At 68.7% G+C, this 20,073-nt stretch carries 20 protein-coding genes; 10 read left to right on the top strand and 10 right to left on the bottom strand.

What is annotated here, in order from left to right:
* Positions 1 to 38: 38 nt before the first annotated feature.
* Both ATM97_RS18140 and ATM97_RS18135 read right to left on the bottom strand, forming a co-directional pair.
* On the bottom strand, positions 39 to 194 hold the full coding sequence (locus tag ATM97_RS18140) for a hypothetical protein (protein WP_218719219.1): 156 nt from the start codon (positions 192 to 194) through the stop codon (positions 39 to 41).
* A 477-nt stretch (positions 195 to 671) separates the two neighbouring features.
* Positions 672 to 947, bottom strand: a complete 276-nt coding sequence (locus ATM97_RS18135; RefSeq protein ID WP_218719291.1) for a hypothetical protein — start codon at positions 945 to 947, stop codon at positions 672 to 674.
* Positions 948 to 956: 9 nt separating this feature from the next.
* Here ATM97_RS18135 and ATM97_RS18130 point away from each other — a divergent pair, with 9 nt between their 5' ends.
* The 6 genes from ATM97_RS18130 (at position 957) to ATM97_RS18105 (ending at position 6,191) form a co-directional block, all read left to right on the top strand.
* Positions 957 to 2,162 (top strand): hypothetical protein, encoded by a 1,206-nt coding sequence (locus ATM97_RS18130; RefSeq protein WP_308248540.1) that lies wholly within the window; start codon positions 957 to 959, stop codon positions 2,160 to 2,162.
* 385 nt (positions 2,163 to 2,547) lie between these two features.
* Positions 2,548 to 3,483, top strand: a complete 936-nt coding sequence (locus ATM97_RS18125; RefSeq protein WP_218719218.1) for a hypothetical protein — start codon at positions 2,548 to 2,550, stop codon at positions 3,481 to 3,483.
* A gap of 76 nt (positions 3,484 to 3,559) precedes the next feature.
* Positions 3,560 to 3,802, top strand: a complete 243-nt coding sequence (locus ATM97_RS18120; protein ID WP_218719217.1) for a hypothetical protein — start codon at positions 3,560 to 3,562, stop codon at positions 3,800 to 3,802.
* Positions 3,803 to 4,210: 408 nt separating this feature from the next.
* Entirely contained in the window at positions 4,211 to 5,464 is a 1,254-nt protein-coding gene (locus tag ATM97_RS18115; protein WP_218719216.1) for an amidase domain-containing protein, read from the top strand.
* A gap of 35 nt (positions 5,465 to 5,499) precedes the next feature.
* Positions 5,500 to 5,856, top strand: a complete 357-nt coding sequence (locus ATM97_RS18110; RefSeq protein WP_218719215.1) for a hypothetical protein — start codon at positions 5,500 to 5,502, stop codon at positions 5,854 to 5,856.
* Between the two features lie 11 nt (positions 5,857 to 5,867).
* Positions 5,868 to 6,191 (top strand): hypothetical protein, encoded by a 324-nt coding sequence (locus ATM97_RS18105; protein ID WP_218719214.1) that lies wholly within the window; start codon positions 5,868 to 5,870, stop codon positions 6,189 to 6,191.
* Positions 6,192 to 6,194: 3 nt separating this feature from the next.
* Here the strand turns inward: ATM97_RS18105 and ATM97_RS18100 are convergent, their stop codons facing one another.
* Entirely contained in the window at positions 6,195 to 7,151 is a 957-nt protein-coding gene (locus tag ATM97_RS18100; protein ID WP_218719213.1) for a YafY family protein, read from the bottom strand.
* Between the two features lie 90 nt (positions 7,152 to 7,241).
* On the opposite strand from ATM97_RS18100, the gene ATM97_RS18095 reads away from it, so the two are divergent.
* Positions 7,242 to 7,775 carry a DinB family protein gene (locus ATM97_RS18095; protein ID WP_218719212.1) on the top strand — a complete coding sequence of 178 codons (534 nt, stop codon included), beginning with the start codon at positions 7,242 to 7,244 and terminating at the stop codon, positions 7,773 to 7,775.
* On the opposite strand, the gene ATM97_RS34905 is transcribed toward ATM97_RS18095, so the two are convergent.
* Positions 7,735 to 10,242, bottom strand: coding sequence for a tetratricopeptide repeat protein (locus ATM97_RS34905; protein WP_218719211.1), 2,508 nt, complete (start codon positions 10,240 to 10,242; stop codon positions 7,735 to 7,737). The genes ATM97_RS18095 and ATM97_RS34905 overlap by 41 nt on opposite strands.
* Before the next feature lie 178 nt (positions 10,243 to 10,420).
* Here ATM97_RS34905 and ATM97_RS18085 point away from each other — a divergent pair, with 178 nt between their 5' ends.
* Together ATM97_RS18085 and ATM97_RS18080 are read left to right on the top strand one after the other, a co-directional pair.
* The gene (locus tag ATM97_RS18085) at positions 10,421 to 10,876 is read left to right on the top strand and encodes a carboxymuconolactone decarboxylase family protein (protein ID WP_218719210.1); all 456 of its coding nucleotides are present in this window, start codon (positions 10,421 to 10,423) and stop codon (positions 10,874 to 10,876) included.
* Positions 10,877 to 10,923: 47 nt separating this feature from the next.
* Positions 10,924 to 11,376 (top strand): nitroreductase family deazaflavin-dependent oxidoreductase, encoded by a 453-nt coding sequence (locus tag ATM97_RS18080; protein ID WP_218719209.1) that lies wholly within the window; start codon positions 10,924 to 10,926, stop codon positions 11,374 to 11,376.
* A 12-nt stretch (positions 11,377 to 11,388) separates the two neighbouring features.
* Here ATM97_RS18080 and ATM97_RS18075 read toward each other — a convergent pair whose 3' ends face one another.
* The 6 genes from ATM97_RS18075 to ATM97_RS18050 all read right to left on the bottom strand — a co-directional run bounded on the left by ATM97_RS18075 (position 11,389) and on the right by ATM97_RS18050 (position 18,703).
* A complete protein-coding gene (locus ATM97_RS18075; protein WP_308248539.1) occupies positions 11,389 to 12,777 on the bottom strand; it encodes a VWA domain-containing protein in 1,389 nt (462 codons plus the stop codon).
* A gap of 16 nt (positions 12,778 to 12,793) precedes the next feature.
* Positions 12,794 to 13,681: a MoxR family ATPase gene (locus ATM97_RS18070; protein WP_218719208.1), complete on the bottom strand. Its 888-nt coding sequence runs from the start codon at positions 13,679 to 13,681 to the stop codon at positions 12,794 to 12,796.
* Between the two features lie 27 nt (positions 13,682 to 13,708).
* Positions 13,709 to 15,073, bottom strand: a complete 1,365-nt coding sequence (locus tag ATM97_RS18065; RefSeq protein ID WP_218719207.1) for a DUF2252 domain-containing protein — start codon at positions 15,071 to 15,073, stop codon at positions 13,709 to 13,711.
* Positions 15,074 to 15,210: 137 nt separating this feature from the next.
* The gene (gene ilvC, locus ATM97_RS18060) at positions 15,211 to 16,212 is read right to left on the bottom strand and encodes a ketol-acid reductoisomerase (RefSeq protein WP_186817432.1); all 1,002 of its coding nucleotides are present in this window, start codon (positions 16,210 to 16,212) and stop codon (positions 15,211 to 15,213) included.
* Positions 16,213 to 16,262: 50 nt separating this feature from the next.
* Positions 16,263 to 16,766 (bottom strand): acetolactate synthase small subunit, encoded by a 504-nt coding sequence (gene ilvN / locus ATM97_RS18055; RefSeq protein WP_019048314.1) that lies wholly within the window; start codon positions 16,764 to 16,766, stop codon positions 16,263 to 16,265.
* Complete coding sequence (locus tag ATM97_RS18050; RefSeq protein WP_218719206.1) at positions 16,763 to 18,703, bottom strand: acetolactate synthase large subunit; 1,941 nt, start codon at positions 18,701 to 18,703, stop codon at positions 16,763 to 16,765. The genes ilvN and ATM97_RS18050 overlap by 4 nt, the downstream gene beginning before the upstream one ends.
* A 346-nt stretch (positions 18,704 to 19,049) precedes the next feature.
* On the opposite strand from ATM97_RS18050, the gene ATM97_RS18045 reads away from it, so the two are divergent.
* On the top strand, positions 19,050 to 19,790 hold the full coding sequence (locus tag ATM97_RS18045; RefSeq protein WP_308248538.1) for a PH domain-containing protein: 741 nt from the start codon (positions 19,050 to 19,052) through the stop codon (positions 19,788 to 19,790).
* Positions 19,791 to 20,073 lie beyond the last annotated feature (283 nt).

Below are 20,073 nucleotides of genomic sequence, written 5' to 3'. Positions count from 1 at the left end.
CCGGACCACCACCAGTTCGACCTGGTGCACCCGCACTGTCACTGGATCGGCGGCTCGCAGGCAGGGCACGGCTTCAATGAGCTCGGCGGCGAGCCGATGGTGAGGTCGAACGGCTTCGTCGCGGAGAGCCGGTCTCGAACAAGCGAGATCGCGCGGTCGATCTGCGCGTCAGCGACAGTCGACGTGCTGCCCATCCCCATGATGGTGAAGTGCAGGCCGACCAGCGGGACGGGATCGAGCGCGTCTTGTGTGAAGGTATTCTGACCCCGTGTGCCGTGGGGCTACTGTTTCACTGTCCAGTGGTCCCGCAGAGCACCGATCGCGGTGAGAGAATCCCCCGTCGTTTCGCATGAGGACGTCGTGATCCGAGGTGGCCCGCGACAGCTGTTTCGGGAACGGAATACGCGATGCCATGCCCGACGGCCTGTCTCTCGATGCCGAATTTCACGGCGAGCATACGGTCTGGATGGATGTTCCCCACATGGCATCACCCATCGGCATCGAAGGTCCTGCGTGTCAAGGGACACATGCTGTGAAACTTCGTCGGTGGGACGTCGGTTCACATGTATTCGTGTCGTTGTTTTCGTTGTTGTGCACAGATCTTCGTGAAGTTGGGGGTCGGGGGCGGGTGGAGGCGGCATCCTCGGGGGTGAGTTCGCGTTACCCAGGAGTCACATGACGAATCGAAGTGACCGTGAGGGTGGCGTGCCCGTGGCGCTGCCCTCGCTACAGAGTTTGCCTGCTGATGAGGCCAGGGACTTGTTCGAGTTGATGCGGGCGGCGGTGACGTTCGAGGCGAAGGCGTTGGACAAGTCGATCGACTCGATGTTGGGGGCGTTGCCCCGGCCGTTTCGCGCGGTGACGAAGAAGATCATGTTCGGCGGCAGATGACGGATCTGACTACGCGGGCGCAGTTGATTCTGCTGGCTCGCACGCTGCATGTTCATCCTCAGCGGGTGCAGCATCTGCGGTATCTGGGGGCCGATCGGTTGCACGAGTTGCAGCAGCAGATCGCGGGGGTGCTGTTCGATCAGCACACCGAGACGTTTCGGCGGATCAGCGCACTGGTGCCGTTCATTCCGCTGTCGATCTCGATTCCGTTGGTGCAGCGGCTGGTTCCGCCGATGACGACCGGGCGGGCGGCGGGGTCGGTGGGGGTGGAACATCCGGTCAAGGCCGCGGAGACGTTGATGATGCTCGATCCGGGGTACGCGGCGGATTGCGCGCCCTACCTGGATCCGCGGGCGATCGCGCAGCTGGCGGATGTGGCGCCGCCGGGGCCGGTGGTCGAGATCGTCAACGAGCTGCTGCGGCGGTGTGACTACGTGACGGCGGGGCCATTCCTGGCGTGCGCCACACCGGAGCTGATCGCCGCGGTCGAGGCGGACGTGCACGACGACGCGGGGCTGATCCACTCCGCCGCGTACTCCTACGATTCCGAGATCCTGAGCTCGGTGATCCGGCAGTTGCTCGATGGGCCGCATCGGCGGATTCCGCGGATGGCGCAGGCGGTGATGGCGGGGCGGCCCGCGCTGCAACACGCCGCGCTGTCGGTGTTCTCGCGGTGTGCGCCGGATGTGATCAGCCAGGTCGGCGACCTGCTGTTCGGTAGCGCGCCGCAGCGGGAGGTCGCGAATCTGGTGCGCAACGCGATCGAGGTAGGTGCGGTGCCCGAGTTCCTCACGGTAGTCGGGCATCTCACGCCGCTCGGGTTGTGGACGCTGGTGGGGAATTCGGTGTTCACCGATCCGGGGGTGGGCGTCGGGTTGGTCGCGCCGCTCGACGATCGCAGTGATGTGGGGAGCTGGCGGGGGCTGTTCACGTTGATGTCGCGGATGGACGACACCATCCGGGGTGTGGTCGGGTACGCGCTGGCGGCACTGTCGGACGCGACGGTCGCGGAATTGCCGGCGCACGCCACCGAGACCAGTTCCTGGCCTGCGCTTCTCGATCTGGTCGCGGTGTCGGGGCCGGAGGCGCAGGGGCGTTTCGGCGCGGTGTGGTCGGATCTGGTGCCGGAGCGGCGGGCACATCTGCATCGGTGCATCCACGAGCATCACTACGACACTCGGTTGGCGGACATCACGGCCGCGGTCGATCCGGTCGCGGTCGATCAGTTGTTCTTCCGGCGGCGACGGATGCAGCGGTACCGCAACGGCTGATGACGGAGGTGCCTCGCCCGCCGCCTCGTTCCACCGGAGGCCGCCGCGACGGCCTCCGGAGAACCCACCAACAGGACGATCGCCCACATCAGCGACTTCTCCGAACTCGCCTTCGCGAGTACACGAAGCCCCTCACCGAGGTCTATCGGCGAACGGAGGTGGTCGCATTCGACGGACTTCGCTCCCGCAGGGCACGCGAAACAGAGCGAGTGCACCGCCACACCATCGTGGCTACGGGATCCGGGGCTTCGTGTATTCGACCGCCAGTCCGGGTAACTGGGTAGGACGGCGGGCTCACTCGTGGGCTGGATGCGTGTCGGTGGACGAGACAGCGGGGCGAATCCGGGAGAGGGTGGGGTCGACCGGAAACAGCGAGGAGGAGCGGATGTACAGGGTTGCCGATCAGCGGCCTGCCAGTGGCGGGACGGCCGTGGTGGCGGCGGCGCTCGCGCTGCTCGGGGGAATCGCCGGGGCCGTGGGGGTGCTGTTCGGGCTGTTCAGGATGGTGCGGAGCGAGACCGGGGTGTTCGGGTGGGGGATCGCGCCGGGGTGGGTGTCGGTGGTGTCCGGGGCGACCTTGCTGGTCGATGTGCTGTCCGCGGTGTCGCTGTCGGTGGGGGCGATTCTGCTGTTCCGGCGACGTGGGGCGGGGCCGACACTGGTGGCGCTGGGAAGCGTCGGGACGTTGGGCGCGTATGTGGTGACGGCGATGTCGACCGCGGTCCAGCTGCTCCAGTACGACCTGCCGATCGGGCGTCACCTGGACGCGGTGCTGGGGCAGTCGGTGTTCAACGGGCTGTTCTCGGTGGAGCGCAGTGTGCCGTGGATGGTGTCGGTGCTGCTGTTGGTGTTTCCGGTGGTGACGTTCGTGCTCGCGGTGCTGCCGTCGACCCGGCGGTGGTGCAAGGCGGCCCGACCACCCGGCGGTAGGGGGACGCGGGAGCTGGGCAGGCATCCCGGCATACCGTCGATGGCCGGTGTGCCGGGCCGACCATGGCCGGGCGCACCGCATCAAGCGCTCCACGCCCAGCCTCCGGGGGCCCAGTTCACCGGCGGTGCACCATATCCCGGCATGCCGCCCGTTCCCGACGCACTTGATGCAGGACGGCAGCAAGCTCCCGGCGCCCCGCATGCGGGCGCCCAACCGGCGCTCGGTGCGCTGCACTCGGGAGCCCAGCCCACGCCCTACCCCAGCGCACCGCTGCGGCCCGACGCGCAGCGGCCCGACAGCCCGGCACCGAATCAGGGGGCACCACAGGGATATCAGCGCCCCACTGGACCACCGCAGGATCATCGTCCGCAGGACGGATACCGGGCCTGACAGATCAGGGGACGACAGCGGCGGGAATCTGGGGCAGGGTGTAGGCCTGCACGATCTGGTTCGAAAGGATTCACCTGTGAGCTCGAAACAATCCCACCGTCGCCTGCTCCGACTCGCGCTGACCGGCGCGTTCCTCGCCCTCCCGCTCGTCGGTATCGCCGGTCCGGCCGGCGCGCACGCGGCGCAGCCGCCCGCTGCGGCCGAGTTCGTCGACCGCGGCTGGCACGACCACGACAACGGGCTGCACCTCGGACACAACCCGCTGCGCAAGTGGCTGCATCAGCTGCTGCCGCACGGCGCTTTCGGTAGCTGCGACTGATCGATCGGGGCCTGCCCGCCGATCCGGGGGCAGACCCCGTCGACCGCGGAATTGCCTTCGACGGTGGAGGATATCCAGAACTTCTCGCATCATCTCGATGCGAGAAGTTCTGGTGACACGCGGACCGTTGGTCTTCGTCGATGCCGCGGTGGCGGTCTGCTGTGGCGGGTCGCGTCGCTGCTCGTCGCGGACCACGTACCGCGTAGCCGCGAGCGTGAGCTGCTCACGGACGGCGGTGCGACCGAAGTCGTGAACCGGGTACTCCACGCGCCAGTCGTGCGACGAGGTCGGCAACCGCAGTACCGGCCGCGCCGGCACCCATCAGCGACGCACACGGTGGCTGGGTACGGCAGGTCCCGACGCTCACCGAGAATGATGCTCGGCATCTGTCTGCTATGAATGGAACCGATGAACCTGCACCAACTGCGCTACGCGGACCCGGGGAAATGGCAAGCGGCCGCGGAAGATCTGTTGGCGGCCGCGAAAGACTGCGAGGAGGCCGTGGCGGAGATTCATGCCAATGGCACTCAGCGGTTGGAAGAATCGTGGCCCGACTACCTCGGCGACATCGTGCGCGGCAGGATCGTCGGCGTGACGGGCAAGCTCGAGGAGATCGCCGTCCTGCTCCGCGGAGCTGTCACGGCGCTCGACACGTTGGAGGACGCGGCACGTATCGCACAGTCCCAGGCGAGCTCGGCTATCTCCGCGGGGACGGTCGCAGGACTGCGGTTGGACGGTGACGTGTTCGTCGTTCCCGCCGATCACCATGATGCCGAGAGCGCCGAGGACGACCGCGTCCGCTGTAATGCCCTGATCAAGGATGCGGTCGACGCGGCGACCCGCGCCGATGCGGAAGTGGCAGGCGCGCTGCGCAAGCTCGCGATCAGCGTCGACAGCAGCTCACTCGAGGAAGCCGTCAAACAGCAGTCCGCCGCGGTGACAGACGCGCTCGACGCCATCCGCGAGACGCTGCCGCAGGGCCAATCACCCGATGTCGTCGCGCAGTGGTGGAATTCGCTATCGGTGGAGCGTCGCCAGGACCTGATGCTCGCGGTACCCGTCGAACTGCATGATCTCGGCGGGATACCGGACACCGTCAAGAAGGAGCTCGAGGGCTCCAACGGCTACAACGCCGTGAAGGCGGTCCAGTTCGCCCGCGAGCACGCGAACGACACCTCGATCGACGTCTTCGAGAACAACTGCGCGAACTTCGTCTCCACCACGATGTCGGCGGCGGGGCTGGATTCGAAGGGCAACCTCACCACCGACGACGACGGCTGGAGTCGCAGCCGCACGGCCGGTTTGGACTTCGACTGGCCGGGCCCGGGATCACTCCAGGGCCTCAGCTACACCGATACCTGGTACAACGCCGAAGAACAGAAGAAGTTCTTCCTGAACAACGGCGCACAGGAAGTCGGGGTCGGCGGCGCGAAACCGGGTGATGTCGTCTATTGGGAGCACACCCAGAACGTCGGCGATTACACCGCGGGCCAGGCACACCACACCGCCATCGTCACCGGCGTCCTGCCGAACGGCGATGTCCTCTATTCGCAGCACACGACCAACGGAAAAGACTTCAGTCTGACCGATCGGATCGGATTCTCGAATCAGGACGGCGGCACTCAGAACGTGCGCATCATCCGACCCAAGGAGACCTGGTAGTGGCACGCGGACCGTGGGTATTCGCCGGTGCCGCCGTGGCGGCGTTCGGCGGCGCGATCGTCGCCCTTGTCGCGGCGGACGGCCTATTGGCGGATCGGAAGAGCGAACTGCTCGCGACGCGCTGCGCGAAGACGATCGACGTTCCCGGCGCGGCAGTGCTGCTGAACTCGCTCGGCGCGGGGCTCCTGATCGGCGCCGCGATATTGCTCGGCGCGCTGATCGTCGTGCTGGCGCGTGGCGGTTCGCGGTGGAAGGCGCCGTTGATCGCTGTCGCGGGGCTCGCGCTCGGCGTGGTGGCCCTGTACGCGGCAGTGGTGACCTTCGCGACGGTGTCACCGGATTCCACCGAGCCGAGTTCCGCGCACTACCATCCCTGCGCGCCGCGAATCTGAGAGGACAACGCATGGGCGATATTTGCATCGATCCGGCGGCCGCTACCGCGGCGGGGACCGCGATCTCGACCAACAGCAGCGAATCCCGGAACCGGGTCGAGACACAATTCGACGAGATCGATCCCGCGGCCGCGGCCAACGACGGTTGGACAACCGGTCCGGCGCTGGTCGACCTCGCCTATCTGCGCAAGCGGGATATCCTCGCGAGCCTCACCGAGCTGGAGAGTATCGGTCAGAAGATCGTCGAGATCGTCTCGGCCAGAACGGCCGTCGACGAGCGGTACGCCACGAGTCTCGATCGGATCGGCAATGCCGTGGACGTGATGTCGGAGTGAATCTCAGGACACGGAACTGAACCGCGATCCCCACTCCGTCAGTCGTGTGACGAGTTCCGGCGGGCCGAGGACGCGGAACTCGGCTTCCACCTTGCCCAGCAACAGGATCGGCCAGTCGAGGTTGTCGACGGTCATCTCGATGTGGGAGCGGTCGGCGGGCAGCGCGGTGACGACGCACCAGCGGCCGACGCGGGCGTGGACATCGAGGGCGGGGGCTTCGATCTCGGCGGTGACGGTGTACCCCGTTCGGCGCGAACCTATTCCGTCGCGGACGAAGGTGACGGCGTCCGGAGCGGGCAGGTCGCGGGGGCGGAACCGGATGCCGGTGGCGCGGGAGTCGGTGAGACGGTCGACGCGGAAGTTGCGCCAGTCGTGGCGGGTCAGGTCGTAGGCCACGAGATACCAGCGGCGGCCCAGCGAGACCAGGCGGTGCGGTTCCACCTCGCGCGCGCTGGTGCGGCCGTCGGCGGCGGTGTAGGTGAAAGTGAGACGTTCCTCGCCGCGGCAGGTCAGCGCGAGGTCGGTGAGCACGGCCGGGTCGACGTCGGAGAGCGGGACGGCGTTCCAGCCGGCGGAGACGGTCATGGCGCGCAGCGCGTCGACCCGGCGCCGCAGGCGGGTGGGCAGGACAGTGACGAGTTTGGCCAGGGCGCGGACCGACGGTTCGGCCAGGCCGTCGCCCGCGCCCTGGGAGCCGGCTTGCAGGCAGACGGTGATGGCGACGGCCTCGTCGTCGTCGAGGACCAGCGGCGGGAGCGCGGCGCCCGCGGCGAGCTGGTAGCCGCCGTCGACGCCGGGCCGGGCGTCCACCGGATAGCCGAGCTCACGCAAACGATCGATGTCGCGGCGCAGCGTCCGTGGCGAAACACCGAGCCGCTCGGACAGTTCCGTGCCCGGCCAGTAGCGATGGGTCTGCAGCAGAGACAGCAGACGGAGGGTGCGAGCGCTCGTGTCGGCCATGTTTTCCATTCTCCCGCACATTGCGGACAGAAAGTGACCGCAATGGGTTCTACCTTGGCTTTCATACCGACAACGAAGGGAAACCAGCTCATGACCACCACCGCTTCCCCCCTCCTCGACACCGAGCGCACCGACCTGCTGGAGATGCTGGCCAAGCACCGCCACTTCCTGCGTTTCACCACCCGCGAGCTGACCGACGAGCAGGCCCGGATGCGGACCACCGCCAGCGAACTCACCCTGGGTGGGCTGATCAAGCACGTGGCGGCGGTCGAGGCGAACTGGGCGAAGTTCATCGTCGAGGGGCCCGCGGCCGGACCCGATTTCTCCTCGATGAGCGAGGCGGAGATCGCCGAGTGGAGCAACAAGTTCGTGCTGCTGCCGGACGAGACCCTCGCGGGCGTGCTGGCCGAGTACGAGCAGGTGGCCGCGCGCACCGACGAGCTGGTGCGCACGCTGCCGGACCTGAACGTGGCTCAGCCGCTGCCGGAGGCGCCGTGGTTCGAGCCCGGCGGACGCTGGAGCGCGCGCCGGGTGTTCATGCACATCATGACCGAGACGGCGCAGCACTCCGGCCACGCCGACATCATTCGGGAATCGCTGGATGGAGCGAAGTCGATGGGCTGAGCTCGGACTGGATGGCCTGGGCCGCCGCGCGATGCTCGGCGGCGGCGTCCGGGTCGGTGGGTTCGAGCACGTCGGCGATGCCCTGGTGCGCGAGCGCCTCGGCGAGGCGGTAGCCGAGTTTCGGTGCCAGCTCCAGGGTCTGCCGGTACAGGCGCAACGCCTCGTCGGGAAGACCGGCCAGCCGGCAGGTTTCGGCGTAGCCGTTGAGGAAGTGGATCTTCCAGTGCTCCTCGAACAGGTCGTCGAGCAGGGCGAACGCCTCCCGATGGCTGGCGAGGGCCTGTTCGTAGCGGCCCATCCGGCGCAGCGCGACGCCCTGGCAGTTCAGGCACCAGGCCTCGTTGTGCTTGTGGCCGTCGGCGCGAGCCGAGGCCAGCGCGCTGCTCAGGTGCGCGAGCGCCTCCTCCGGCGCGTCGGCGGCGATCGCGACACCGAGGGTGATCTGGGCCTGCAGCGACGGCGGCCAGGTCGGATTGTCGGCGGGGACCGCCAGCGCCTCGCGGGCCAGCTCGGCGGCCTGCTCGCGATGGCCCAGCTGCAGCATGGCCCACGCCTCGCTGGCCATGGCGTCGGCGGCGCTCATCGGGCAACCGCTGCTCGCGTAGAGGTCGCGGGCCTGGCGGAACAGTTCGAGTGGTTCCTCGGTATCGCCTTCGTCCCAGCGTAATTGGGCGCAGCGCATGGTCAGCTCGGCGCGCGGCAGCGGGTCGCCCGCGGCCGCGACCAGCGGGGCGGCGGCGGCGTAGGCGGCGGCCGCCTCGGTCATCCGGCCCGCGTTGTAGCGGGCGAAACCCAGGTCGCTGTGCGCTTCGGCGAGCTGGCGGGGGTCACCGAGATGCTGTGCGGCGGTCAGGGATTGCTCGAACAGGGCATTGAGGTGGGTGGTGCCGCACCGCCGGGCGAAGAACGCGCGCATGAAGCGCGGCAGCTCGCACACGTGGACGTTCGCGCCCACCTCGACGGCCGCGTAGAACACCGCCATCAGGTTGGTGTACTCGGAGACGAACCAGAAGAACGCGGCGTCGCGGCCGGGGAAGGTCGGTAGGTCGGCCGGGGGCGAGCCCGCCGAGACGGGGCGGGTGGGCGACAGGAACGGCATCGCGGCGTCGGCGGCGGCCGCGGTATGCACGTAGTAGTCCAGGACCCGGCCCAGCGCGCGCTCGCGGTCGGCGTCGGAATCGTGTTCGAAGGTGGCGTGGCGGGCGTGCTGCCGGACGAGATCGTGCAGGCGGTAGCGGCCCTCGGCCGGCTGCTGGACCAGGTGGGCGTCGAGGAGATCCTCGAGCATGGTGCGCGCGGTGCGCAGCGGCACATCGGCGACCGCGGCGGCGACATAGTCGGTGAAGGTGGAGCCGGGGATCAGGCCGAGCAGCCGGAACAGGCGGCGCTGATCCCGGTTGAGCTGACGCACCGACATGCCGAACGCGGTGTCGAATTCGGTGGCGCCCTCGGCCATTCGCTCGACGAGGATGCCGACCGACCAGCCCGGACGGTGCCGCAACCGGGCCGCGGCCAGCCGCAACGCCAGCGGCAGATTGCCGCACAGCCGCAGCACCTCCGCGGCCTGCTCCGGCTCCCGCGCGAGCCTGCCGTCGGGTCCGCGCGCGTCACCACTGGCCCGGACCAGCAGTTCGGCGCTCTCCTCGGCGGTGAGCACGTCGAGGGTCACCGGCGGCACCTCGTCGAGCTCGAGCAGCCGATTGCGGCTGGTGATGATGGCGACCGACTCGCCCGCGCCCGGCAGCAGCTGGCTGACCTGCGCCGCGTCGGCGACGTTGTCGAGCACGACCACCGCGCGCAGCCGGGCCAGCTCCGAGCGCCAGCACGCCGCCCGCAACTCGACGCCACCGTCCTGCGGCACCTTCTCCGAGGGCACCTGCAGGGCGGCCAGCAGGGCACGCAGGGCGGCGTCGGGGTCCAGCGGCTGACGGCCGTCGGTGAAACCGTGCAGGTCGAGATAGAGCTGGGCGTCGGGGTAGTCGGCCGTCAGCTGGTGCGCGGCGTGCACGGCGAGGGAGGTCTTGCCGACGCCGGCCATGCCGTCGATGGCGACCACGCGGTCGGCCCGGACGGCGGCCAGGACATCGGCCAGCGCCTGTTCCCGGCCGGTGAAGTCGGGGACGTCGCGGGGCAGGTCGTTACGCGGCGGCGGTGGGGCGTCGGCGGGCGGGCTCGGCGGCGCGACCTGTCGACTGGTCTTCGGCGGCGCGGGCAGCGGGTTGTTGGCGCGCTCCCAGAGCGGGCGCAGCGGACGCGGATCGCGTTTGACCAGGCGGCACAGTTCCAGCACGGCGGGCCACGGCGGCACCGTCTGCCCGCTGAGGTAGCGCGACAACGACGACGAGCTCAGCCCGGTGTCGCGAGCCAGCGCACGCACGCCGCGGCCCGACAGCTCCTGGATCAGGCGCAGGCGCGCCGCGAGTTCGTCCTGCGGGTAGGCCTTCGCCGTCTGCTGTTGCACAACCACCGTTTCCCACTGTCGCTGTCCCGGCCCGGATCAGGAAGTTTCCCGAGGACAATCGGGAGGTCAGGGCCGTTTTCCACTGTCCCACAGTGTCCCACAGCCATCGTTTTCCGGCGCACGACGGGCTGTTATTGGGTCACACCGCAAGCAGCGGAGAACAACGGGAAACAAGGAGAACGACATGCAGTCTCGGATGCAGAACCCGGCCATGGTCCTCACCGACGCGATGGGCCCGATCCAGCAGGTCCTCAAGGCCGTGCAGACCGGCGGCGTCGACGGCGAGATCCTGGAGCTGGTGCACCTGCGGGTCAGCCAGATCAACGGCTGCAGCGCCTGTGTCGACGGCGGCACCAAGACCGCCCGCAAAGCCGGCGTCAGCGAGGATCGCCTCGCCACCGTCGTCGCCTGGCGGGAGACCCCGTACTTCACCGACGAGGAGCGCGCCGCCCTCGAGCTGGCCGAGGCGGCGACCCGCCTGGCCGACCGTCCCAACGCCGTCACCGACGAGATCTGGGACGCGGCCGCCAGCTACTTCGACGAGCGCCAGCTCGCCTCGATCGTGCTGATGATCGGCGTCACCAACATGTTCAACCGGCTCAACGCCACCACCCGCCAGATCGCCGGCGCCTGGGGCTGAGCCCCGTCCGACCCCCACCCCCTGATCCACCGAAAGGAACCTTCGAGATGACCACCAACCAGTCCCACAAGAAGAGCTCGCACGGGGGTTTCTCCCGGTGGATGCAGCACCGGATGAACGCCAGGATGAACCGCAAGGTCCGCTCGGGCCACGGCACCTTCATGGGCATGGACGTGCTGATCCTGCACACCATCGGCCGCCGCAGCGGCGAACCGCGACAGACGCCGATCTCCTGGTTCGCCGACGGCGACTCCTGGCTGCTGGTGGCCTCGGGCGGCAAGAACGGCCACCCCGACTGGCACCTCAACCTGATGGCACACCCGGACCAGGCCACCATCGAGCTGCCCGGCGAGGCACCGCTGCCGGTCACCCCGCGCGTGCTGACCGGCGCGGCGCGGGCCACGGCCTGGGAGTCCATCACCGCCGCGCAGCCCCGGTACGGCAAGTACCAGGCCAAGAGCGAGCACGAGTACGCGGTGGTGCGGCTCAGCCCGCGCTGACCGGACGCGAACTCACGCGGGCAGCAGCCGGCCGATCACCTCGGCCAGCTGCCGCACCGTGCGGCATTCGTGCATGGTGACGATGTCGGTGTAGACGTGGGCGGCCGAGTCACCGGTCGACCACGAGCGCGACGGCTCCGGATTGAGCCAGTACACCGCCTTGGCCCGTTCGGTCATCGCTTGCAGCGCGGCCAGATTCGGGTCGGTGCGGTTGGTGCGGGCATCGCCGAGGATGAGCACGCAGGTACGTGGGCCCAGGGCGTCGAGGTAGTGGTCGACGAAACCCTGGAAGGCCTCGCCGTAGTTGCTGGAGCCGAAGCGGGCCACGCCGGCGTCGCGGACGATCTCGCGCGCGAAGCCGGCCGGGGGTGGTTCACCGGGGGTGAAGTAGTCGGTGATCTCGGCGCACACGTCGACGAAGCCGAAACTGCGGACCCGGCTGAACTGGTCCTGCAGGGCCTGCACCAGTTGCAGGGTGAACTCGGCGAAACCGGTCACCGAACCCGAGACATCGGCCAGCACGACGAGATCGGGGCGGCCGTGGCGGCGGGCCCGCAGCACCGGATCGATGGGGACACCACCGGTGGCCATCGAACGGCGCAGGGTGCGGCGCAGGTCGATCTGCCCGCGCACGGCCTTCTTGCGGCGCACCGCAAGGCGGGTGGCGAGCTTGCGGGCCAGCGGATGCACCAGACGCCGCATCTCGGCCAGGTCCTGCTCGCGAGCACCGAGGAAATCGGTACTGTCCGCGCCGGATTCGACGCCGCGGCGCGCGATGTAGTCGGTGCCGCGCAGCTGCGCCGAGCGCAACCGGGCCTCGGCCTGCACCTGCGCACGGAACTGCTCCACCCGGCGACGTGCCTCGATCGTGTGCACTGCCGCGTCGAACTGGCCTGTCCCGCCCATGGTCTGCGCGACCTGTTCGGAGATCTCTTCCGGGCGCAGCGATTTCATCGTCAGATACGACGACCAGCCCGCGCCCGACGCCGAGGTGACCCGGCCCGCGCTCTCCCCCGCGCCGCCGTAGGCACCGAAGGTATTGAGCGCCTCCCTGGCGAGTTCGGCGGTGTCGGCGCCTTGAATCAGCGCCGCGATGACCCGCTCGCGCAGCGGATCGGCATCCTCGTCCGCCACGGCGACCGGCCGGGCGCCGTCGAGGAAGTAGAGATCGAAGAGCTGATCGAACACCGCGCGCTGGCCGTTGCGGCGCAGCAGGCAGGCGGCCAGGCCCGAGCGCAGCACCCGGGAGTCTGCGGTGCCGAGGGCGACGATCGTCGCCGCGGCGTCGACGGTCTCGCTGGGGCCCGCGTGGATGCCGTGTTCGCGCAACAGCCCGACGAAGCCGACCAGGCGATCCGACATCGGTGCTTCGACACCGCCGTGCGCCGCCACGATGGTCACCACGCCACGGCGCCGATCATCGGGCCACGCTGCCGTCGGTCCGATCGTCGAGACCGAGCCGTTCGATCGCCACCCGATGATCGGACTGGTACTTCAGCAGCACGCCCAGGGTGGCGCGGACAACGCCCGCGCTGAGCGTGCGGCTACCCAGCGCGACCATGGTCTTGGCCCAGTCCACGGTCTCGGCGATCGAGGGTGCCTTGCGCAGCGACAGCTGCCGCAACGCGCTCACGGTCGCCACGACCGGCTCGGCCAGGTCCGCGTCCAGTTCGGGCACCTTGAGCCGGACGATCGCCTTCTCCAGTTCGGCCGCCGGATAGTCGATGTGCAGGTACAGGCAGCGCCGCTTCAGCGCTTCGGACAGGTCGCGGTTGGCGTTGGAGGTGAGGATCACGAAGGGCTTGCGCACGGCGGTGACCGTGCCGAGCTCGGGAATGCTCACCTGGAAATCGCCGAGCACCTCCAGCAGCAGGCCCTCCAGCTCCACGTCGGCCTTGTCGAGCTCGTCGATCAGCAGCACCGTCGGATCGGGGTTGCGGATGGCGGCCAGCAGCGGACGGGTGAGCAGGAACTCCTCGGTGAAGACGTGGTCGCGGGTGCCCTCCCAGGTCTCCCCCGAGGTCGCGGTGATCCGCAGCAGCTGTTTGGCGTGGTTCCACTCGTAGAGCGCGCGGGCCTCGTCGATGCCCTCGTAGCACTGCAGGCGGATGAGCTGGGCCGAGACCGCCGCGGCGACGGCCTTGGCGAGCTCGGTCTTGCCGACGCCCGCGGGCCCCTCGATCAGCAGGGGCTTGCCGAGGTGATCGGCCAGGAAGACCGCGGTCGCGATGTCGAGGGACGGCAGGTAGCCGGCCGCGGTCAGCCGGTCCTGCACCTGGTCCACCGAGGCAAAGAACTTACTCATCGGTAACCAGTGTAGGCGGCGAGGACCTCAGTAGGCGTGCGGGGCCGCGGTGATGCGGCCGGAGTCGATGGCGGCGAGCAGAGAGTGGCGGTCGGCGAGGGTCTGGTCGCCGTAGGCGAGGCCGAACTCGCCCATCGCGCGATCGAAAACGTCGCCCTTGCCGAGGTAGGCGGCGATGGCGACGCGATCGCCGGAGCGCGCGTGCGCACGGGCCAGCACCGAGCCGCACAGCTCCGCGTACTGGGCCAGCTCGCTGTGGGTCTGATTGGCGACGTCGGCGGAGCCCTTCATGTCGCGCAGCTGCCGCATGTAGAAGAACCGGCCGGCCGGCCCGGTCGCCCAGGCCAGGAAGACATCGCTGGCCGACTGCATCAATCGCTGCCCGACCACCACCCGATGCCCCTGGTGGTGATACTTGCTCGGATTCAGGTGCGGCGCCAGCACCGAGGTCTCGGCCTCCTTGAGCTGCAAGAACAGCGGGCTGCCCGTCTCCTTGTCCATCATCAACGCGATGAAGCACCGGGTGCCGACGCTGCCGACACCGACCACCTTCATCGCCTGATCCACCAGGCGGTGCCGGTCGAGCAGGATCCGGCGCTCGTCGGGCAGGCTACGGCGGAAGTCGGCGAAGACCTCCTTGATGATCTTCTCGTCCGGCACCTCGATCGGCATCAGCAGCGGCGGCTGGTTCTTGATGCGTGGAATACCGTTCGCGTCGGGCTCGGTGAGCTTGTTCAGCGCCTGCAGACTCGTCTTACCGCGGGCGGTGCTGATGGCACGGTCGAGCTTCTTGCGCACCTTCGGCTTCTGAATCAGGTCGTAGACCTGCTCGGCGTCGACCCGCTCGTACCAGACCGACATGCTGTCGGCCTCGGCGAGCATGTGCATGGCCTCGCGGTAGCCGCGGGCGGCGGCTTCGACGGCGGTGGCGGCCCGATCGTCCTCGCACCCGTTGTCGCGAGCGGCCACGGCTACACTGGCCGCGAGGCGTTTGACGTCCCACTCGAACGGACCGGGCAGGGTCTCGTCGAAATCGTTGACGTCGAAGACCAGGTTGCGCTCCGGCGAGGCGTAGAGCCCGAAGTTCGACAGGTGGGCGTCACCGCAGAGCTGCACCGTCAGGCCGGTGTTGGCGCTCTTGGCCAGATCCGCCGCCATGATCGCGGGCGCGCCGCGCAGGAAGGTGAACGGGGACAGACTCATCCGGGCATACCGGATGGGCACCAGCTCCGGCACCCTGGTCATGGCCTGACGCTCCAGAATGGTGACCGGATCCTCCCGGTCCGGCCCCGCGCCCCACTCCCCCAGTTCCGAGCGCGAGATCCGTTTGCGCGCCGCCTTGCCCTGTGCGACCGCTTCGTCCGCGAAGTCCTCCACCGTCTGATTCGTCATCGAGCAAGTCTCGCGCTATCGGTGATCAACAGCAAGGACGCGCGCCGAACCCGACCTCAGCGGCCGATCGGCAAATCGATGGCGAAGGGCCCGCTCGCGCACGGCGAACGGGCCCTTCGACAGCGAACAGCGAGAACTTACGCGGTCTCGGTGATCGGGCGATCGACCCAGCTCATCAGGCCGCGCAGCTTGGCGCCGGTGACCTCGATCGGGTGCTCGGCGTTCTCCTTGCGCAGACCCTCGAGCTCCTTGTTGCCGCCCTCGACGTTGGCGACGAGGCGCTTGACGAAGGTGCCGTCCTGGATGTCCTTCAGGATCGCCTTCATGCGCTCCTTGGTGTCGGCGTCGATGACGCGCGGACCGGACAGGTAGCCACCGAACTCCGCGGTGTCGGACACCGAGTAGTTCATGCGCGCGATGCCGCCCTCGTACATCAGGTCGACGATCAGCTTCAGCTCGTGCAGGACCTCGAAGTAGGCCATCTCGGGGGCGTAGCCCGCCTCGACCATGACCTCGAAACCGGTCTTGACCAGCTCCTCGGTGCCACCACAGAGGACGGCCTGCTCACCGAACAGGTCGGTCTCGGTCTCTTCCTTGAAGGTGGTCTTGATGACGCCGGCGCGGGTGCCGCCGATGCCCTTGGCGTAGGACAGCGCCAGCGCCTGGCCCTCGCCGGTCGGGTCCTGGTCCACTGCGATCAGGGCCGGAACGCCCTTGCCGTCGGCGAACTGACGGCGCACCAGGTGGCCGGGGCCCTTCGGGGCGACCATCGCGACGGTGACGTTGGCCGGAGCCTTGATCAGACCGAAGTGGATGTTGAGGCCGTGGCCGAAGAACAGCGCGTCGCCGTCCTTCAGGTTCGGCTCGATGTCGTTGGTGAAGATCGACGCCTGGGCGGTGTCGGGCGCCAGCACCATGATCACGTCGGCCCACTCGGAGACCTCGGCGGGGGTGCCGACGGTCAGACCGGCCTCTTCGGCCTTCGGCCGCGACTTCGAACCCTCAGCGAGGCCGACGCGGACGTCGACACCGGAGTCGCGCAGGCTCAGCGAGTGCGCGTGGCCCTGGCTGCCGTAGCCGATCACGGCGACCTTGCGGCCCTGGATGATCGACAGGTCAGCGTCGTCGTCGTAGAACATCTCGACTGCCACTGTGGAGTCCCTTCTGGATAATTTCTGGTGGGTAAAAGTTAGCGGGTGGCCGTGATCGACTTCGGACCGCGTCCGACTGCGACCACGCCCGACTGCACGATCTCGCGAATGCCGTAGGGCTCGACCATGCGCAGCAGGGCATCCAGCTTGGACCGGGTGCCGGTGGCCTCGATGGTCAGCGCGTCGGGCGAGACGTCGATCACCTTGGCGCGGAACAACTGCACGGCTTCGATCACCTGGGTGCGCACCGACGCGTCGGCCCGCACCTTCACCAGGATCAGTTCGCGGGCCACCGAGGCGTCGGCGTCCTGCTCCACGATCTTGATGACGTTGATCAGCTTGTTGAGCTGCTTGGTGACCTGCTCGAGCGGCAGATCGTCGACGGTCACGACGATCGTCATGCGCGAGATCTCGGGGATCTCGGTGCCGCCGACCGCCAGCGACTCGATATTGAAGCCGCGGCGCGAGAACAGGCTCGCGACACGCGCCAGCACGCCCGGCTTGTCCTCGACGAGAACGCTCAGGGTGTGGGTGGTGCTCATTCCTGGGAACCCTTCTCGAAGGCCGCCTGCTCGCGCTCCATCGCCTCGTGGATGACGGCGGGCTCGGAGACCTGCTCGTCCTCGTCGAAGAGCGGGCGGATGCCGCGGGCGAACATGATCTCGTCGTTGCTGGTGCCCGCGGCGACCATCGGCCACACCTGGGCGTCCTTGCCGACGATGAAATCGATCACGACCGGGCGGTCGTTGATCGCCTGCGCCTGCCGGATCGCGGCCTCGACATCCTCTTCCTTCTCCACCCGGATGCCAACGCAGCCCAGGGCCTCGGCCAGCTTCACGAAGTCGGGGATGCGCAGGGTGTGCGTGCCGAGATCGGTGTTGGAGTAGCGCTGCTCGTAGAACAGGGTCTGCCACTGGCGGACCATGCCGAGGTTGCCGTTGTTGATCAGCGCGACCTTGATCGGCACGCCCTCGACGGCACAGGTGGCCAGCTCCTGGTTGGTCATCTGGAAGCAGCCGTCACCGTCGACCGCCCAGACCTCCTTCTCCGGGGTGCCCATCTTGGCGCCCATGGCCGCGGGAACCGCGTAACCCATGGTGCCGAGGCCACCGGAGTTCAGCCAGGTGCGCGGCTTCTCGTACTTGATGAACTGCGCGGCCCACATCTGGTGCTGACCGACGCCCGCGCAGTACACGGCGTCGGGACCGGCCAGCCGGCCCAGCGTCTCGATGACGAACTCCGGCGAGAGCGAACCGTCGCTGGGCGTCTTCCAGCCCAGCGGGTAGTTGTCGCGGATCCCGCTGAGGTAGGCCCACCACTCGGTCAGGTTCAGCAGCGGGGCGGCGCCGGACTGCGGATCGGCCTTGAGGGTCTCGATCAGCTCGACGATGACCTCACGCGCGTCGCCCACGATCGGGACGTCGGCGTGGCGGTTCTTGCCGATCTCGGCCGGGTCGATGTCGGCGTGGATGACCTTCGCGTCGGGGGCGAAGGAGTCCAGCTGACCGGTGACGCGGTCGTCGAAGCGGGCGCCGAGGGTGATCAGCAGGTCCGACTTCTGCAGCGCGGCCACGGCGCCGACGGTGCCGTGCATGCCGGGCATGCCCATGTTCAGGGTGTGGCTGTCGGGGAACGCGCCCCGCGCCATCAGGGTGGTGACCACCGGGATGCCGGTCAGTTCGGCCAGCTCCAGCAGCTCGGCCGAGGCGTCGGACTTGATGACACCGCCACCGACATAGAGCACCGGCGACTTGGACTCCAGGATCATCCTGGCGGCCTCGCGCACCTGCTTGCCGTGCGGCTTGGTGACCGGACGGTAGCCGGGCAGCCGCATCTCCGGCGGCCACGAGAACGTGGTCTGGGCCTGCAGAGCGTCCTTGGTGATGTCGACCAGGACGGCGCCGGGACGGCCCGAGGCGGCGAGGTAGAACGCCTCGGCCAGGATGCGCGGGATGTCGATCGGGTCCTTGACCAGGAAGTTGTGCTTGGTGATCGGCATGGTGATGCCGGAGATGTCGGCTTCCTGGAACGCGTCGGTGCCGACCAGGCTCGACGGCACCTGACCGGTGATCGCCACGATCGGGACCGAGTCCATCTGGGCATCGGCCAGCGGGGTCACCAGGTTGGTGGCGCCGGGGCCCGATGTGGCCATACACACACCGACCTTGCCCGAGGACTGCGCGTAGCCGGTCGCCGCGTGACCGGCGCCCTGCTCGTGACGCACCAGGACGTGGCGGACCTTGGTGGAATCGAACAGCGGGTCGTAGACGGGCAGGACCGCGCCGCCGGGAATGCCGAATACGGTGTCGACGTCGAGCTCTTCGAGGGACCGGACCACCGACTGCGCGCCGGTGACGCGCTCGGGCGCGACCTGGCGGCGGGTGGGGTTGGTCGCCGGGCTACCAGTCTGGTTCGACTGTCCCGCTGAAGGCGCTGACCTGCGGGCCGATGGCCCGGGCCGTGCGGTTGGTGCACTCACCGTCTTCGTTCCTAACTTTGTCGTTCTGACCCCGGACAACACTTGGTGTGCCTGACACGCGGTGCCTTGCGACCCGCCGCGTCGGGTAATGCCCGAACACAAAAAAGCCCCCGACCAGCCATGGCTGTTCGAGGGTGGCGCGTCGCAACGCGAGCTGACGTATTCGACTCAGGCAGTCAGGCTCAACGCTGGACGCGCCGGCCGATTACGAGCAACTCGGTTCGATTCACGAGCACGACGTTAGGCGCGCGTGAGCCGAAGAGTCAAACAGACTACTCTCTGCGTCCCATTATGTGGGACGTGAGTGGTTGCGTGGGTCCGTGTACCAGGATGCGAGGATAGGAGGGTGTCATCACCGCATCAGTCCGTGCCACCGGCTAAATCGTCCCACACCGCCGCCGAGGGAACCGATACGGGTCGCTCCTCGCGACCCGGCGGCCTGCGCTCGGCGAGCCCGGGCAGGCTCGCGGCCATCGCCGCGGTGGTGCTCGCGTACCTGATCTTCGTCGTCGTCGGCACCGTGCAGGACTGGTCGCTGGGCCTGCGGATCGGGCTGATCGTGCCCACCGCGGTCGTCGTCTGGCTGCTGGTGCCGCGCAGGTCGACCACGCCCACGCCGGGCGTGCACGTCATCGGGGTGCCGCGCCTGGCCTACATCGGCGTGCTGGTGCTCGCGTTCTGCGTGTTCTTCCCGTTCGTCGGCTGGCCGGCGGGACTGTGGTGGCTGCTGCTGCTCCCGCTCGTGGCGATCTGGTGGGTCGTGCGGACGCACACCACGATCTCCGACGCGGGCCTGGACCTGAGCACGATGGTCGGCACGAAACACCTCGACTGGGCACAGGTCAAGGGCATCAGCATTCCCAAGCGTGGCGCGGTGAAGGCACGGCTGGCCGACGACTCCGAGGTCCGGCTGCCCGCGGTGGGCTACGACCGGTTGCGTGAACTGATCGACGCCTCCGGTGGCCGCCTGCCCGATGTGTTCGCCGCCGCCGAGCAGGCCGAGGCCGAGCGCGTCGCCGCCGAGCGGGCGGCCGAGGCGAAGAAGGCCGAGCAGTCCGAAGCCGAGGAGCCCGGCACCGCGGAGTGAGGGTCGGCTCCGTCACTGTGGGAATCGGCACGGCGCCGCCTGCGGTTGCAGGGGTACGCTGACGGCACCCGGGCACCCCGCGCCGACGGCACCACCGCGGCGACACCTTCCGGAGCGACACTCCCGCCTCGAGCCCGGTTCCGGCACCCACCCGCACCCACCACCGGCGCGACGCGACCACCGCGCGCCGGAGTAACGTGCAGGCTTGCCGGACGCACCGCGCACTCGCCTTGTGCGGCGCAGGTCAGCCCCCTGCGCGCACGCTTGGACGCACCCAGCGACA

Source organism: Nocardia sp. MH4, from assembly GCF_019266065.1.
Lineage (GTDB): Bacteria > Actinomycetota > Actinomycetes > Mycobacteriales > Mycobacteriaceae > Nocardia > Nocardia canadensis.
Note: the sequence above shows the minus strand (reverse complement) of the source record. Positions and strands in the feature narration are given on the sequence as shown.

Bases quoted from the DNA above. Each gene is read 5' to 3' on its own strand.
- ATM97_RS18065 (WP_218719207.1), bottom strand. From the start codon at position 15,073: ATGACGAATCAGACGGTGGAGGACTTCGCGGACGAAGCGGTCGCACAG.
- ATM97_RS18070 (WP_218719208.1), bottom strand. From the start codon at position 13,681: ATGAGTAAGTTCTTTGCCTCGGTGGACCAGGTGCAGGACCGGCTGACC.
- ATM97_RS18140 (WP_218719219.1), bottom strand. From the start codon at position 194: ATGGGCAGCACGTCGACTGTCGCTGACGCGCAGATCGACCGCGCGATC.
- ilvC (WP_186817432.1), bottom strand. From the start codon at position 16,212: ATGTTCTACGACGACGACGCTGACCTGTCGATCATCCAGGGCCGCAAG.
- ATM97_RS18115 (WP_218719216.1), top strand. From the start codon at position 4,211: ATGAACCTGCACCAACTGCGCTACGCGGACCCGGGGAAATGGCAAGCG.
- ilvN (WP_019048314.1), bottom strand. From the start codon at position 16,766: ATGAGCACCACCCACACCCTGAGCGTTCTCGTCGAGGACAAGCCGGGC.
- ATM97_RS18100 (WP_218719213.1), bottom strand. From the start codon at position 7,151: ATGGCCGACACGAGCGCTCGCACCCTCCGTCTGCTGTCTCTGCTGCAG.
- ATM97_RS18125 (WP_218719218.1), top strand. From the start codon at position 2,548: ATGTACAGGGTTGCCGATCAGCGGCCTGCCAGTGGCGGGACGGCCGTG.
- ATM97_RS18135 (WP_218719291.1), bottom strand. From the start codon at position 947: ATGAACATGCAGCGTGCGAGCCAGCAGAATCAACTGCGCCCGCGTAGT.
- ATM97_RS18085 (WP_218719210.1), top strand. From the start codon at position 10,421: ATGCAGTCTCGGATGCAGAACCCGGCCATGGTCCTCACCGACGCGATG.
- ATM97_RS18095 (WP_218719212.1), top strand. From the start codon at position 7,242: ATGACCACCACCGCTTCCCCCCTCCTCGACACCGAGCGCACCGACCTG.
- ATM97_RS18105 (WP_218719214.1), top strand. From the start codon at position 5,868: ATGGGCGATATTTGCATCGATCCGGCGGCCGCTACCGCGGCGGGGACC.
- ATM97_RS18080 (WP_218719209.1), top strand. From the start codon at position 10,924: ATGACCACCAACCAGTCCCACAAGAAGAGCTCGCACGGGGGTTTCTCC.